We start from the raw sequence: 13,652 nt of genomic DNA, 5'->3' as shown, positions 1-13,652 counted from the left end.
TGGGGGCGGTCCCGCGGACCGTCCCCATCGCTTGCCCCATTTACCCCAACGAGAAGTTGACCGTCGTGACGACGCGGACCTTCTTGTACGGCGTATCCGATACGCCCCACCCGCCGCCGCTGTCTCCATCGCGCGATTCGATCTCGAAATAGCCTTGGGTCGCGTCCCGGATCGATCCGACGCTGGTTCCGCTGTCCTTCGCGAACTGCTCGGCCGCAGCCCGGGCGTCCTTGGTCGCCTCGGCTACCATCGCCGGCTTGATCGCGTTGAGCCCTGTGAAGGTATAGGCCATGCCGCTTCCTTCCTCGAGCAGAACGCCTTTGTTCACCAGGTCGAACTGCCGCGCGACCGCGCGCTGGGCGCGGGCGATGTCCTTGGTCCGCAAGGCCAGCCGCTGCCGCACCGTGTAGCGCGTCACGCCGTTGTCGGTGAAGGTCGATACGTTGGCGCCCGTGGGCTGCAAGGCATCAGCCGGGAAGCCGAGACCGGAAAAGAACTGCTCGATCGCCGTCGTGTCGGCGCGAACCTTGGCCTGCACTGCCGACAGGTCCGTGCCGGTATCCGAGTAGGAAATGGTCCAGGTGGCAAGGTCGGCGGTGACGTCGCGCTCGGCGAGGCCCCGGACAGTCACGGCTCGTTCGGCCTCCTTCGCCCGCAACAGGCCGTTACCGAGCAGGTAACCCCCCGCTATCAGTCCGGCGGCCAGAACGGTGGCCGTCCCGAGCCAACGAAGGCTCTTGTCGTCGCGCGGAAAGCCCGGCGTGGCATTGATGGATTGATCGGCATGGTCGGTCATCGCTAGGCTCCCTGAAACGGCGCGACCCGTGCGATGAGTTGTGCATTTCTGTCGATGAACCGTTTTTGAATGGAGTCCACCCGATGGTGAAATATCTGCACTCGATGATCCGGGTGAGCGATCCCCAGGCCACCGTCGCGTTCTTCGAGTTGATCGGGCTGAAGCAGGTCCGCCAGTTCGACAACGAGAAAGGGCGTTTCACGCTCATCTTCCTCGCAGCGCCGGGGCAGGAGGGCGTTGCGGAAGTCGAGCTTACATACAACTGGCCACCCGAAGACGGCTCGCCGGGCGAGGAGTACGACGGCGGGCGCAATTTCGGGCACCTCGCCTACCGCGTCGACGACATTTACGCCACGTGCCAACGGCTGATGGATGCGGGCCACACGGTCCATCGTCCGCCGCGGGACGGCCACATGGCCTTCGTGAAGTCGCCCGACGGGATTTCGGTCGAATTGCTCCAGGAAGGCCACCTGCCGCCGCAGGAACCCTGGGCCAGCATGGAAAACACCGGGACCTGGTAAACTTTCCCGGCAGGCGGGGCCCGGTTTGGCTGGCCTTGTCTGCCGGGATTTGCTTGAGGGCAGGGCATGGTCACTGCACTCGTCATCGTTTTCGTCCTAGCTTACGTCGCAATCGCGCTCGAAGAGCCCCTGCGCACCAACAAGTCCGCCGCTGCCCTGATTGGCGCGGGCTTGCTTTGGTCGATCTATGCGCTTGCGACGGGCCTGCCCGAAGTGGTCGACGAGCAACTCAACGAATCGCTCATCGAAACGGCTCAGATCGCCTTCTTCCTCCTCGGCGCGATGACCATCGTCGAAGTGATCGACGCCCACGACGGGTTCGACGTCATCACCAGCAGGTTGCAGGCGAGCACGCTTGCGACCCTGATGCTGTTCATCTGCGGGGTCACCTTCTTCCTCAGCGCGATCCTCGACAACCTGACCACGACGATCGTGATGATTTCCCTGTGCCGTCGCCTGCTGCGGGAGCAGTCGGACCTGCTTCTGTTCGCCGGCATGATCGTGATTTCGGCCAATGCCGGGGGTGCCTGGTCACCGATGGGGGATGTGACGACAACGATGCTGTGGATAGGCGGCCAGGTGACCGCGCTGGCGATCGTCACGAAGCTGATCGTGCCCTCGCTCATCAACATGGCCGTGCCGCTGGCGATCGTCGCGTGGAGCCTTCGCGGCAAGCCGATCCTCGCGCCCGAGACGCTGGCGCCCGAGGCCGATTGCCGCAAGACGACGCCGTTCGAACGCAATCTCATGTTCACTGCGGGCCTGGCTGCGCTGGTGTCGGTCCCGCTGTTCAAGACCATCACGCACCTGCCGCCGTTCCTGGGCGTTCTCTTCGGCCTTGGCATCCTGTGGGCGATCGGCGACCGCATCCACCGCGAGAAGCCCTACGAGGAGCGCCAGCGCGTCACGATCGCGAATGCGCTTGCGCGGATCGACATGAGCGCGATCACCTTCTTCATCGGCATCCTGCTGGCCGTGGCGACACTCCAGCATGCAGGGATACTGGGGGCACTGGCCAACTGGCTCGACGAAACGGTCGGGCGGCTCGATGTGATCGTGATGATCATCGGCCTCGTCAGCGCGATCGTCGACAACGTACCGATGGTTGCCGGTGCCATGGGCATGTACTCGATCGAGGCGCACCCCACTGACAGCTTCCTGTGGGAATTCCTGGCCTATTGCGCGGGAACGGGCGGGTCGATCCTGATCATCGGCTCGGCCGCCGGCGTGGCGGCGATGGGCATCGCGAAGATCGACTTCATCTGGTACATGAAGCGCTTCAGCCTGCTCGCACTCATCGGCTACCTCGCGGGAGCGGGCGCATACATCGCGCAGGAACAATTTCTGCGCGGTGCGGGACTGATCTAGTCCTCGGGCTTCTCCGTGGTCACGCGTAACACTACGTATCCCAATATGAGCGACGCGAACGTACCCGCCAGCACCCCGATTTTGGCCTGTTCGTAGAGCATCGGGGCCTCGGCGAAGGCCATCGTGCCGATAAACAGGCTCATGGTGAAGCCGATGCCGCAGAGGATCGACACCCCCCACAGTTGAACCCAGCTCGCGCCTTCGGGAAGGCGCGCGATGCCTAGCTTGTTTGCCAGCGCCACGGCCCCCACGATGCCGATCTGCTTGCCGAGAAAAAGTCCCGCGGCGATGGCTACAGGCAAGGGTGCGAGCAATCCCTCGATGCCGAGCCCGCGCATGTCTACCCCGGCATTGGCCAGCGCGAACACCGGTACGACGAGATAGGCATTCCACGGTGCCAACCCGTGCTCGACCGTCTCGAGAAACGGCGTGTCGTCTGCACGCCGCATGGGGATCATGAGCGCGGCGACGACGCCTGCGATCGTTGCGTGTAGGCCTGAGTGAAGCACGCACAGCCACAGCACCAGCGTTGCCACGATGTAGGGCCAGTTCCGGTCCACCCTGCGCAAGTTCATCACCGCCATGATGCATCCGACGGCCACGGCGGCCAGAAGCCACAGGGCCTTCACCTGCACCGTGTAGAACACCGCAATGATAATGACCGCGCCGATATCGTCGACGATGGCGACGGTGAGAAGGAACAGGCGCAGCGATGCCGGGACCCGGTTGCCGAGCAGGCCCACGACACCCATCGCAAAAGCGATGTCGGTTGCAGCCGGGATCGCCCAACCACGGTCCAAGGTGGGGTCGTCGCCGACGAGAGCGACGAACAGAGCTGCCGGGATGGCCATGCCCGCGACCGCCGCAATGATGGGAAGCCTGCGTGCTTGCGGATCGGCGAGATCTCCCTCGACGAGCTCGCGCTTCACCTCGAGTCCGACGACGAAGAAGAATATCGCCATGAGGGCGTCGTTGATCCACAGGTGCGCGGTCGACAGCTTGGGGATGGGGGACCACGCCAGCGGGGAGTGGAACAGCGCGTGATAGGCCTCCGACAGCGCCGAATTGGCGAGCGCAAGCGCGGCAAGCGCCACGCCGATGAGCAGGATGCCTTCGCGCGAATCCGAAACGAACAGGGCCTTGACCGGGATGAGCGCGAGTTTGATCGGATTGGTTGTCTGCTGCATCGGGCGACCCTTGTCGAAGCGTCCCCTCCTTGCAAGACCCTCCAAGCCCGGTTTTCGCCGTCCGGCCCGGTTGACTCGGGCAAGCCCCCCACCTAAGGGCGGCGCGTCCGCGGCCGGCCTCGTCGGCTGCGTTTTCCTATGAACCCCGTGCGAGGCTGACGCTCTTCGTGGCGAACGATCCCGAAAACGTGAACGTAGGCGAAGACCCGAAGCTCGATTCGCTCGAGCAGCGGATCGCCGCGGCGCGCCAGGCCGAAGACCATCGCCTGGGGCGCGACAAGCCGCAGATCGACGGCCGCAGCCGGGCGATGCAGATCGCATCGACCATGGTCGGCTATCCGTTGGGCGGCATCGTCATCGGCTGGTTCCTCGACGGGCTGTTCGACACCCGGCCGTGGATCATGATCGGCCTGATGTTCCTCGCATTCTTCGGCGCGTGCCTGCAGGTCGTGCGCCTCAACAAAGCCGACTGACGGCAGCAATCCAGGGATAGACCGTGGCAGCCGAAGCCAAGATGGACCCGATGCACCAGTTCGCGATCTCCCCGATTGGGGGAGGCGAACTCGTTGCGTCGCCGTTCCAGTTCACCAATTCCGCGATGTGGATGGGGTTCGTCGTCGTTGCGATCCTGGTGTTCATGTGGGGTGGTACGAAGCGTCAACTCGTACCGGGCCGCTGGCAGGCCGCGGTCGAGGGAATCACCGGCTTCGTCGGCGATATTGCCAAGCAGGGCATCGGGCCCGAGGGCCGCAAGTACCTGCCGTGGATCTTCACCGCGTTCATGTTCATCCTCGTGTCGAACTGGCTCAGCGCGATGCCGTTCGCGATCATCCCGGGCGTCCACCCCTTCGCGGTGACCGGTCAGTTCACGATCACCGGTGTCCTTTCGATCCTGAGCTTCGCGATCGTCCTCGGCGTGGGCTTCTGGAAGCACGGCCTCCACTTCCTCAGCCTGTTCGTGCCCAAGGGCGCGCCGCTGCCGGTGAAGATGTTCGTTGCCCCGATCGAGTTCGTCAGCTTCCTGGTGCGCCCGTTCAGCCTTGGCCTGCGTCCTTTCGTCGCGATGTTCGCCGGCCACGTCCTGCTCGAGGTGTTCGGAAACTTCGTCGTTCAGGGGCTCAATGCCGGCAGCGTGCTGGGTTGGGGCATTTCGGCGCTGTGCTTCGTATTCCTGATCTTCGTGAACGCGCTGGAACTGCTGGTCGGCGGTATTCAGGCCTACGTGTTCGCGCTGCTGACTGCGCTCTACATCAACGACGCGGTCAACCTTCACTGATTATTCAAACGCTTGCTTAACGGAGTTAATATCATGGATCTCGCTTCTGCTCAGGTCATCGGTGCCGGTCTCGCGGCCATCGGTGCAGGTGCCGCCGCCGCCGGCGTCGGCAGCGTCTTCGGCTCGTTCCTTCAGGGCGCGCTGCGCAATCCGGCCGCCGCGCCAGGCCAGACCACCGTCCTCTACATCGGCTTCGCCGCCGCCGAACTTCTCGGCCTGATGGCGTTCGCCGTTGCGATGATCATCCTCTACGCGCGTTGATCCGGTACCCGGCGGGCAGGGGCCTGCCGGGACCGTTCTTCGGACCGTAAAGGGACACCGATGCCCCAGATTTCCCAATTGGCGCTCGTCTACCAGTCACAGTGGTTCTGGCTGGCTCTGACGCTGGCCGTCATCTTCTTCGTGGTTGGTCGCGGGATCCTGCCCAAGGTCGAGACGACGATCGATGCGCGTGACGCCCAGATCGCCGCCGATCTTGCCGAGGCCGAGCGCCTGCGGGCCGAGGCGGACGCGGCCGAGGAAGGCTGGCGGTCCAAAATCAACGCCGTCCATGCCGAGGCTGCCGCCCAGGCTGCGGCCGCGAAGGCCAAGGCCACAGCAGATGCGGACAAGCGCATCGCCAAGGCCAGTGCCGAGCTCGCCCAGAAGACCGCGGAAGCGGAAGCCCAGCTTGATGCGGCTCGTGCGAGTGCGCTCGCGGAGATCGAGGGTGTAGCTGCCGAGGCGGCGCAGGACATCGTCGCCAAGCTCACCGGAGCGAAGGTCACCGACGCTGCCGCGCGCAAGGCCGTTGCCGGAGCAATGACCCATGCTTGAGTTCCTTGCCGAAGCCGCTGCCAGCGGCGAAAGCCACGCTGCCCCTGGCGCGTTCGGGATCTCGGCCCTCGGGCCCGGCTTCTTCGTCGCGCTGTCGATGCTGGTCGTCTTCGCGATCATGCTCAAGGCCAAGGTGCCGGCGCTGATTGCAAGCATGCTCGATGCGAAGATCGGCGAAATCCGCAAGCAGCTCGACGAGGCCAAGCAGCTTCGCGCCGAAGCCGCCGCACTGCGTGACGAGTACGCGCAGAAGGCCGCCGATGCCGAAAAGGACATGGAGGCGATGAGGGCCTCGGCCGAGCGCAACGCGGCCGAGATCGTCGAGAAGGCCAAGGCAGACGCCGCCGCACTGATAGAGCGGCACAAGACCGCCAGCGCCGAGAAGATCGCCGCCGCCGAACGTACCGCCGTGGCCGAGCTTCGCGCCAAGGCGGCCTCGGCTGCCGCAACTGCTGCGCGCCAGCTCATCGCCGACAAGCACGGTGAGGACGCCGACCGCAAGCTGGCCGACGAGATTATCTCGGGCATCTGAATTCAGCTGGAACGGATTGCCGGGGCCACGCGCTCTTCTGTCATCGACAGGAGAACGCCGTGGCCCTTTCCGCAATCGCCCTGAACTGCTCGCTTTGCAAAACCCGTTCGCGCAAGAGTTCCACCGACGCGATGATCGGCGTGCTCGCCGAGGCCTTCGCCGTGCATGACGTCGCGCTGACCGAGACGATCCGGATCGCGGACCATGACGTGGCGTGGGGGGTTACTTCCGACGAAGGCCCGGACGACGCGTGGCCCGCGATTCGCGAGAAGATCCTCGCGCACGACATCCTGATCTTCGGCACCCCTATCTGGATGGGGCAGGCGTCGAGTGTGGCCAAGCTCGTACTCGAGCGGATGGATGCCTTCCTGTCCGAAACCGATGAAGCCGGGCGCATGCCCAGTTACTCGAAAGTAGCCGTCGCCGCGATCGTGGGAAATGAGGACGGGGCCCACTGGGCAAGCTCACAGATTTTCCAGAGCCTCAACGACACCGGATGGACGATTCCCGCCGTGGCCGCATGCTATTGGGTGGGTGAGGCGATGGGCTCCGTCGACTTCGTCGATCTCGAGCATCGACCAAGAAAGGTCAGCGAGACAGCTAAGATGGTCGCGGCGAATGCGGCGCATCTGGCGAAGTTGCTGAAGGGCTCGCCCTATCCCGGTTAGGGCTCGAAAACGACCTTTCCGACGAGTTGCCCGCCGGCCATCGCGTCGAAGCCCACACGCCAGCGCTTGAGCGGGAGCACGCGATCGATGATGGGGCGGATCACCCCTTTGCCCGCCAAGCGCGCGATCTCAGCGGCGATGGCTGCGCCGCGCTCGGGAAAGCGGCGCGCGAACTCTCCCGCGCGCACACCCACGATGGAGAACCCCTTGATGAGGGGGATGTTCACCGCGATCTCCGGGATCCGACCGGCGACGAACCCGATCACCAGCAGCTTGCCGCCGAATGCGACGCAGCGCGTGCTCTCGTCGAACACGTCGCCGCCGACGGGATCATAGACGAGGTCGCAAAGCGCCCCTCCGGTGAGTTCGGCGACGTCTTCCCGAAACCGTCCGCGATTGACGATTACCGCTTCGGGCGAGACCGCGTCCCGGATGAGGTCGACTTTAGCCGCATCGTGCGTCGCCGCGATCACCCGCGCACCAAGCGCTCGGGCCAAATCGCAGGCCGCCAGGCCGACCCCGCCGCTCGCCCCATGGACGAGAACCCACTGCCCTTCGCGGAGTCCACCCTGCTCGACGAGCGCGGTCCAGGCGGTGGTGTAGGCTGTCCCGAGCGAGGCAGCTGACGCGAAATCCATGCCCGGCGGGATCGGCCTGACCGCCCGCGCGGGGAGGGCGACGTACTCGGCGAACCCGCCCGTCTTCGCGCCGCCCATGACCGCCTGGCCGACGGGCAGGCTGCTGCCATCGGGTGCGGAAACAACCTCTCCCGCCAATTCCATGCCGCTCGTGAAGGGCGGCTCCGGTTTGAACTGATAGGCCCCCCGGGTCATCAGCAGGTCGGGGTAATTGAGCGAGGAGGCGCGCACCCGGACGAGTACTTCGTCCGGCCCCGGCTCGGGCATCGCGATGTCGGTGAGTGCGACCCCTGACAGGTCGTCCGTCAACCGCTCGACCCGCAGCGCCTTCACCTCAGTCGAGCGCCGTCATGTCGAGGCTCTCGGACGGTCCGAACCACACCACGTAGCGCGTGTGGTCGATGAGGTCGTCTCCGCTGAGGCCGTGGGCGAACACCGTCAGGTCGCCGCGTGCCTCGGGCGCCCAGGCGGCGAAGCGTGCGAACTCATCCGGGCGCATCGTAAGCTGCACCGATCCGCGCGGGTGCGGGCCGACCGGCGCGGTATGGAAATGACCGACCGGGCAACCGAACTCGGCTGCTGCCGCCGCGGCGAACGCCTGCGCCTGTTCCAGCTCGTGCGCGTCGAAGTAGATGTGCGCGTGGAATCCGCGGATCGCCACGGTCAGAAGCTGTCCTTGGCGGCGCGCAGCTTCGCGAACGTCTCGTGCGGACTGCCGCCGCCCCAGCGATTGCGCAGGTCCTCGCGATCAGCGCGAAGGAAGGGATTGGTCTTGAGTTCGCGCTCGAGCTTGGTCGGCACGGTCGGTTCGCGCCGGGCGCGCCGATCGTCGATTTCCTGCACGTAGAGCTGCAGGTCGAGGTTGTCGGGATCGGCGTGGAGCGCGAACTTCGCGTTCGACTGGGTATATTCGTGCGCGCAGTAGAGCATCGTCTGCGGGGGCAGCGCCTTGATGCGCGACAGGCTGTCCCAGAACTGCTTGGGCTCGCCTTCGAACATCCGCCCGCAGCCGAGCGCGAAGACGCTGTCACCGACGAACGCTATTTCGTCGTCGGCCAGGTGGTAGGCGATGTGGCCATTGGTGTGCCCGCTCACGTCGATCACGACCGCCGCGTGATCGCCGAGGGTCACGGTGTCGCCGTTCTTCACGACCCGGTCGAGCGGCGCGATCTTCTCGACCTCGGCCGGTCCGGTGATCGTGCAACCGGTCGCGGCCTTGATCGCCGCGTTCCCCCCGGCGTGATCGGGGTGCCAGTGGGTGTTCCAGATCTGGGTGATCTGCCAGCCCTTCGCCGCAGCCTCGCGCAAGTAGGCGTCGGCATCGGGCGTATCGATGCAGGTCGTTTCCTCGCTCACCGGGTCGTGGACGAGGAAGCCGTAGTTGTCGGACAGGCAGGCGAACTGATGGATCTCTAGCATCGCCGGAAGGTAGGCGCTCTTCCCGTTGTAGGAAAGGCCCGCCTGCTCTGCCGAGCGGGCGGGCCTTCCGTTTTGCCTTGCGGGCTAGGTCAGGATCAGTCCTGCTTCGCCTTCAGCGCTTCGCCGAGGATGTCGCCGAGCGACGCACCCGAATCCGACGAACCGTACTGCTCGACCGCCTGCTTCTCTTCGGCGATCTGGCGCGCCTTGACAGAGAAGTTGGGCTTCTTCGAACGGTCGAAGCCGATGACCATGGCATCGAGCTTCTGGCCGGCCTGGAAGCGATCCGGACGCTGCTCGTCGCGGTCGCGGCCAAGGTCGCTGCGCTTGATGAAGCCGGTGGCGCCATCGTCGCCCGCCTGAACCTCGAGGCCGCCATCGCGGACTTCGAGAACGGTGACGGTGACGACGTCGTTCTTCTTCAGACCGCCCGCACCGCCGCTCGCGGCACCGCCGGCAGCCGGCGCGCCCTTTTCGAGCTGCTTCATGCCGAGGCTGATGCGCTCCTTCTCGACGTCGACGTCGAGAACCACGGCCTCGACCTCTTCACCCTTGCGGTGCAGCGCCAGCGCGTCCTCGCCCGAGATGCCCCAGGCGATGTCCGACATGTGGACCATGCCGTCGACGTCGCCGGGCAGGCCGATGAACAGGCCGAACTCGGTGGCGTTCTTGACTTCGCCGGTGACCTTCGAGCCGACCGGGTGCGCTTCGGCGAACTCTTCCCACGGATTGCGCTGGGCCTGCTTGAGGCCGAGGCTGATGCGGCGCTTCTCGCTGTCGACCTCGAGCACCATCACTTCGACTTCCTGCGAAGTGCTGACGATCTTGCCCGGGTGGACGTTCTTCTTGGTCCAGCTCATTTCCGAAACGTGGACGAGGCCTTCGATGCCCGGCTCGATCTCGACGAAGGCGCCGTATTCGGTGATGTTGGTCACCTGGCCGGTCATCTTCATGCCGATCGGGTACTTGGCACCGACGCCGTCCCACGGATCGCTTTCGAGCTGCTTCATGCCGAGGCTGATACGCTGCGTTTCGGGGTTGATGCGGATGATCTGCACGGTGACGGTGTCGCCGATGTTGATCACCTCGTTCGGGTGGTTGACCCGCTTGTAGCTCATGTCCGTCACGTGGAGCAGGCCGTCGATACCGCCGAGGTCGACGAACGCACCGTAGTCGGTGATGTTCTTGACCACGCCGTCGATCACCTGGCCCTCGGCCAGCTTGTCGATCAGCTCGCTGCGCTGTTCGGCGCGGGTTTCCTCGAGCACTGCGCGGCGCGAGACGACGATGTTGCCGCGGCGGCGGTCCATCTTCAGGATCTGGAACGGCTGCGGCATGTCCATCAGCGGGCCGACGTCGCGGACCGGGCGGATGTCGACCTGCGAGCCGGGGAGGAACGCCACGGCGCCGTCGAGGTCGACGGTGAAGCCGCCCTTGACGCGGCCGAAGATGCGGCCGTCGACGCGCTTGCCTTCACCGAACTCGCTTTCCAGCTTGTCCCAGGCGGCTTCGCGGCGGGCGCGGTCGCGCGACAGCATTGCTTCGCCGTCGGCGTTCTCGACGCGGTCGACGAACACTTCGACTTCGCTGCCGACCGAAAGGCCGTGCGAGCCGTCTTCTTCGCCGCGCTCGAATTCCTTGAGGGAGATGCGGCCTTCGCTCTTCAGGCCCACATCGATGATCGCCATGCCGTTTTCGATGGCGGTGACGGTGCCCTTGACGACGCGGCCTTCGAAGCCGTCTTCGCCGGCGCCGCCGAGCTGTTCGTTGAGAAGCGCCTCGAAATCGGCGCGGGTCGGGTTGGCTGTCGAAGCCATGTCAGTTTCCTTCACATTTGCTACCGGCCACGGGTTCTACCCGGGTCTTTCTCCGTGCCGGCGGGATTGCCTTCACGGGCCAAGAGGGCCGATGCCGCGCGGAGCCGTATGCCGTCGCACGGGTCCATTCGAGCAGAAGCTGTCGTGAACGGCCGCGCGCCTAGTCGATGAACGGGCGAAACGCAAGGAGAAGCGCAAAGGGCTCGCCCCGGACAAATCGGGCGAAAGGCGACACAAAGTACACACCTTAAACGGGCAGCGGCTCGGCCTGCGGAACGGACTGCGAACGGGACGGGTTCGGGAGCGTTTCCAACGGAGGCGCGCGGGACCGGCATTGCCGGACCCTTGCCGATTTACCGGCCTGTAGGAAAACGGTTTTCCGTATCTATGCGCGCCGCGCCGCTTCGACGGCCTCGATCGCGGCGGCGAGCGCCTGTTCGCGGGTCATCGCGGTCGTGTCGATGACGGATGCCCCTTCGGCCACGCGCAGGGGCGCGTCCTTCCGGTTGGCGTCGCGCTCGTCGCGCTGGCGGATGTCGTCGGCGATGTCGCCGAGCGATACCTCCAGCCCGTTTTCGCGCATTTCCTTCCACCGCCGCTCGGCGCGCGCCTCTACGCTGGCGGTGACGAACAGCTTCACGTCGGCATCGGGCGCGATCACGGTGCCGATGTCGCGCCCGTCGAGAACCGCGCCGCCCGGCTGCTCGGCGAACTTGCGCTGGCGCTCGTACAGCGCCTTGCGAACCGACGGATGGACCGACACCCGGCTCGCAAACCCGCCGGTTTCCTCGGTGCGCAGGTGCGGGTCGCCCAGCAGGCTGTCGGGAAAGGCGGTCGCAGCCAGCGCGTCGCCGCCATCCTCGGGGTCGCCCCCGTCGAGGAATACCTGCCGCCCGACCGCGCGGTAGAGCAGGCCGGTGTCGAGATACGGGAGGCCGTAATGCGCGGCCAGCTTGCGGGCGAGGGTGCCCTTGCCCGAAGCGGTCGGGCCGTCGACTGCGATGATCATGCGGCGCGCCTGCGCGCGGCGAAGGCTTTCACCAGCCCGTAGATCGCGATCGCCGCCCAGAAGCCTTCGAGCACCAGGCTCGGCAGGTTGGTGTGCACCAGCAGGGATACCGTCAGCAGGGCGGCGCCCGCGAGGTTGGTGCCGTGCAGCACGAAGGGGTTCGGTTCGTCGCTCCACGTCAGGTAGGCGTAGGCCGCGATGATGCAGGCCATGCCGGCAAACCCGACGAGAGTGTAGATATCGAGCCCGGTCACGCGCGCGCACCGTCGAGCAAGGGTTCGAACGCCGGGAAGCTGGTCGCAATGGGGCGTGTGTCGTCGACCTCGACCCCGTCCTTCGACGCGAGGCCCGCGACCGCCATCGCCATTGCGATGCGATGATCGAGGTGGGTCTTCACCCGCGCGTTCGACGTGCCGCGCAGCGGCTCGCCGCCGGTGCCGTCGACGATCAGGCCGTCCTCGGTCTCCTCGACTCGCGCGCCCGCTGCGGTCAGCGCGGCGGCCATCGCGGCGATGCGATCGCTTTCCTTGACCCGTAGCTCCTCGAGCCCGCGGGTGACCGTGCGGCCCTGCGCCAGCGCCGCGGCCACGAAGAGCACGGGAAACTCGTCGATCATGCTGGGGGCGACCGCCGGGTCGACCTCGATCCCGGTGAGGGGGGCATGGCGGACGCGCAGGTCGGCGACCGGCTCTCCGCCGACATCGCGGCGATGGAGTTCCTCGATCTGGGCGCCCATCTGGCGCAGCACCTCGACCAGTCCGGCGCGGGTCGGATTGAGGCCGACGTTCTCGATCACAAGATCGCTGCCTTCGACGATGGTCGCCGCGACCATGAAGAACGCCGCGGACGAAGGATCGCCGGGGACCTCGATCGTCTGGGGGCGCAAGTCGGCCTCGCCGCGAACGGTGATCACGCGCTCGCCGCCCACTTCCTCGACTTCCAATTCTGCGCCAAAGCCGCGCAGCATCCGTTCGGAATGGTCGCGGGTGGGGACGGGCTCGATCACTGTGGTGATTCCGGCGGTGTTGAGGCCCGCCAGCAGCACCGCGCTCTTGACCTGGGCGGACGCGACCGGGAGGCGGTATTCGATCGGAACGGGGACGTTTGCGCCGGTCATCATCAGCGGAAGGCGACCGCCGGGCGACGGGGTGAACTGCGCGCCGATGCGGCTCAGCGGCTCGATGACGCGTCCCATGGGGCGCTTGGAAAGGCTGGCGTCGCCGGTGAACGTGGCGGTGATCGCATGGCTGGCGAGCAGGCCCATCAGCAGCCGCGTCGAAGTACCCGAATTGCCCATGTCGAGCGCCGTTTGCGGCTGCAGCAGCCCGCCGACGCCGACGCCGTGGATGCGCCACTCATCGCCGACCTTGTCGACCTGTGCGCCCATCGCGCGCATCGCGGCGGCGGTGGCCATCACGTCCTCGCCCTCGAGCAGGCCCGTGACGCGCGTCTCGCCCACCGCGAGCGCGCCCAGCATCACCGACCGGTGGCTGATCGACTTGTCGCCCGCCACGCGGATGCGACCGCGCAGGGGACCGGACGGCAGGAAGCGGCGAGGGGACGCTTGGTCCTGTTGGCTGGTCGATGCTTGCATGGGCGGCGGCT

The 13,652-nt window shown here is 66.0% G+C and carries 17 protein-coding genes; 8 read left to right on the top strand and 9 right to left on the bottom strand.

Features of this window, described 5'->3' with window-relative positions; all coding sequences use genetic code 11:
* Nucleotides 1-40 precede the first annotated feature (40 nt).
* Nucleotides 41-796: an SIMPL domain-containing protein gene (locus A6F68_RS11910; RefSeq protein WP_067680403.1), complete on the bottom strand. Its 756-nt coding sequence runs from the start codon at nt 794-796 to the stop codon at nt 41-43.
* Between the two features lie 83 nt (nt 797-879).
* On the opposite strand from A6F68_RS11910, the gene A6F68_RS11905 reads away from it, so the two are divergent.
* Both A6F68_RS11905 and nhaD read left to right on the top strand, forming a co-directional pair.
* Nucleotides 880-1,317, top strand: a complete 438-nt coding sequence (locus A6F68_RS11905) for a VOC family protein (RefSeq protein ID WP_067680400.1) — start codon at nt 880-882, stop codon at nt 1,315-1,317.
* Nucleotides 1,318-1,383: 66 nt separating this feature from the next.
* The gene (gene nhaD, locus A6F68_RS11900; protein WP_067680398.1) at nt 1,384-2,685 is read left to right on the top strand and encodes a sodium:proton antiporter NhaD; all 1,302 of its coding nucleotides are present in this window, start codon (nt 1,384-1,386) and stop codon (nt 2,683-2,685) included.
* Here nhaD and nhaA read toward each other — a convergent pair.
* Nucleotides 2,682-3,872 carry a Na+/H+ antiporter NhaA gene (gene nhaA / locus A6F68_RS11895; RefSeq protein ID WP_067680395.1) on the bottom strand — a complete coding sequence of 397 codons (1,191 nt, stop codon included), beginning with the start codon at nt 3,870-3,872 and terminating at the stop codon, nt 2,682-2,684. The genes nhaD and nhaA overlap by 4 nt on opposite strands.
* Before the next feature lie 188 nt (nt 3,873-4,060).
* Here nhaA and A6F68_RS11890 point away from each other — a divergent pair, with 188 nt between their 5' ends.
* The 6 genes from A6F68_RS11890 to A6F68_RS11865 are packed head-to-tail and all read left to right on the top strand — an operon-like array spanning nt 4,061 to nt 7,164.
* The gene (locus A6F68_RS11890) at nt 4,061-4,345 is read left to right on the top strand and encodes an AtpZ/AtpI family protein (protein ID WP_198152599.1); all 285 of its coding nucleotides are present in this window, start codon (nt 4,061-4,063) and stop codon (nt 4,343-4,345) included.
* A gap of 23 nt (nt 4,346-4,368) precedes the next feature.
* On the top strand, nt 4,369-5,148 hold the full coding sequence (locus A6F68_RS11885) for a F0F1 ATP synthase subunit A (RefSeq protein WP_067680389.1): 780 nt from the start codon (nt 4,369-4,371) through the stop codon (nt 5,146-5,148).
* Between the two features lie 33 nt (nt 5,149-5,181).
* Complete coding sequence (locus A6F68_RS11880) at nt 5,182-5,409, top strand: ATP synthase subunit c family protein (RefSeq protein ID WP_067680387.1); 228 nt, start codon at nt 5,182-5,184, stop codon at nt 5,407-5,409.
* A gap of 60 nt (nt 5,410-5,469) precedes the next feature.
* Nucleotides 5,470-5,964, top strand: a complete 495-nt coding sequence (locus A6F68_RS11875; protein WP_067680384.1) for a F0F1 ATP synthase subunit B family protein — start codon at nt 5,470-5,472, stop codon at nt 5,962-5,964.
* Nucleotides 5,957-6,496 carry a F0F1 ATP synthase subunit B family protein gene (locus A6F68_RS11870; protein WP_067680381.1) on the top strand — a complete coding sequence of 180 codons (540 nt, stop codon included), beginning with the start codon at nt 5,957-5,959 and terminating at the stop codon, nt 6,494-6,496. Before A6F68_RS11875 ends, A6F68_RS11870 begins: the two co-directional genes overlap by 8 nt.
* Before the next feature lie 59 nt (nt 6,497-6,555).
* Complete coding sequence (locus A6F68_RS11865; protein WP_067680378.1) at nt 6,556-7,164, top strand: flavodoxin family protein; 609 nt, start codon at nt 6,556-6,558, stop codon at nt 7,162-7,164.
* Here A6F68_RS11865 and A6F68_RS11860 read toward each other — a convergent pair.
* From A6F68_RS11860 to aroA, 7 genes are all read right to left on the bottom strand, one after another.
* Entirely contained in the window at nt 7,161-8,135 is a 975-nt protein-coding gene (locus tag A6F68_RS11860) for an NADPH:quinone oxidoreductase family protein (protein WP_067680375.1), read from the bottom strand. The two genes, A6F68_RS11865 and A6F68_RS11860, sit on opposite strands and share 4 nt — an antisense overlap.
* A 1-nt stretch (nt 8,136) precedes the next feature.
* Nucleotides 8,137-8,463: a DOPA 4,5-dioxygenase family protein gene (locus A6F68_RS11855; RefSeq protein ID WP_067680372.1), complete on the bottom strand. Its 327-nt coding sequence runs from the start codon at nt 8,461-8,463 to the stop codon at nt 8,137-8,139.
* A gap of 2 nt (nt 8,464-8,465) precedes the next feature.
* Nucleotides 8,466-9,221: a hydroxyacylglutathione hydrolase gene (gloB, locus tag A6F68_RS11850; RefSeq protein ID WP_067680368.1), complete on the bottom strand. Its 756-nt coding sequence runs from the start codon at nt 9,219-9,221 to the stop codon at nt 8,466-8,468.
* 95 nt (nt 9,222-9,316) lie between these two features.
* Complete coding sequence (gene rpsA / locus A6F68_RS11845) at nt 9,317-11,038, bottom strand: 30S ribosomal protein S1 (protein WP_067680364.1); 1,722 nt, start codon at nt 11,036-11,038, stop codon at nt 9,317-9,319.
* Between the two features lie 385 nt (nt 11,039-11,423).
* Entirely contained in the window at nt 11,424-12,047 is a 624-nt protein-coding gene (locus tag A6F68_RS11840) for a (d)CMP kinase (RefSeq protein ID WP_067680361.1), read from the bottom strand.
* Nucleotides 12,044-12,301, bottom strand: coding sequence for a CBU_0592 family membrane protein (locus A6F68_RS11835; RefSeq protein WP_418368983.1), 258 nt, complete (start codon nt 12,299-12,301; stop codon nt 12,044-12,046). The genes A6F68_RS11840 and A6F68_RS11835 overlap by 4 nt, the downstream gene beginning before the upstream one ends.
* Nucleotides 12,298-13,641: a 3-phosphoshikimate 1-carboxyvinyltransferase gene (gene aroA, locus A6F68_RS11830; RefSeq protein WP_067680358.1), complete on the bottom strand. Its 1,344-nt coding sequence runs from the start codon at nt 13,639-13,641 to the stop codon at nt 12,298-12,300. Before aroA ends, A6F68_RS11835 begins: the two co-directional genes overlap by 4 nt.
* Nucleotides 13,642-13,652: the final 11 nt, after the last annotated feature.

The sequence above is a fragment of the Tsuneonella dongtanensis genome (assembly GCF_001698205.1).
Lineage (GTDB): Bacteria > Pseudomonadota > Alphaproteobacteria > Sphingomonadales > Sphingomonadaceae > Tsuneonella > Tsuneonella dongtanensis.
Note: the sequence above shows the minus strand (reverse complement) of the source record. Positions and strands in the feature narration are given on the sequence as shown.

Bases quoted from the DNA above. Each gene is read 5' to 3' on its own strand.
- A6F68_RS11910 (WP_067680403.1), bottom strand. From the start codon at position 796: ATGACCGACCATGCCGATCAATCCATCAATGCCACGCCGGGCTTTCCG.
- A6F68_RS11905 (WP_067680400.1), top strand. From the start codon at position 880: ATGGTGAAATATCTGCACTCGATGATCCGGGTGAGCGATCCCCAGGCC.
- nhaD (WP_067680398.1), top strand. From the start codon at position 1,384: ATGGTCACTGCACTCGTCATCGTTTTCGTCCTAGCTTACGTCGCAATC.
- nhaA (WP_067680395.1), bottom strand. From the start codon at position 3,872: ATGCAGCAGACAACCAATCCGATCAAACTCGCGCTCATCCCGGTCAAG.
- A6F68_RS11880 (WP_067680387.1), top strand. From the start codon at position 5,182: ATGGATCTCGCTTCTGCTCAGGTCATCGGTGCCGGTCTCGCGGCCATC.
- A6F68_RS11875 (WP_067680384.1), top strand. From the start codon at position 5,470: ATGCCCCAGATTTCCCAATTGGCGCTCGTCTACCAGTCACAGTGGTTC.
- A6F68_RS11870 (WP_067680381.1), top strand. From the start codon at position 5,957: ATGCTTGAGTTCCTTGCCGAAGCCGCTGCCAGCGGCGAAAGCCACGCT.
- gloB (WP_067680368.1), bottom strand. From the start codon at position 9,221: ATGCTAGAGATCCATCAGTTCGCCTGCCTGTCCGACAACTACGGCTTC.
- rpsA (WP_067680364.1), bottom strand. From the start codon at position 11,038: ATGGCTTCGACAGCCAACCCGACCCGCGCCGATTTCGAGGCGCTTCTC.
- A6F68_RS11840 (WP_067680361.1), bottom strand. From the start codon at position 12,047: ATGATCATCGCAGTCGACGGCCCGACCGCTTCGGGCAAGGGCACCCTC.
- aroA (WP_067680358.1), bottom strand. From the start codon at position 13,641: ATGCAAGCATCGACCAGCCAACAGGACCAAGCGTCCCCTCGCCGCTTC.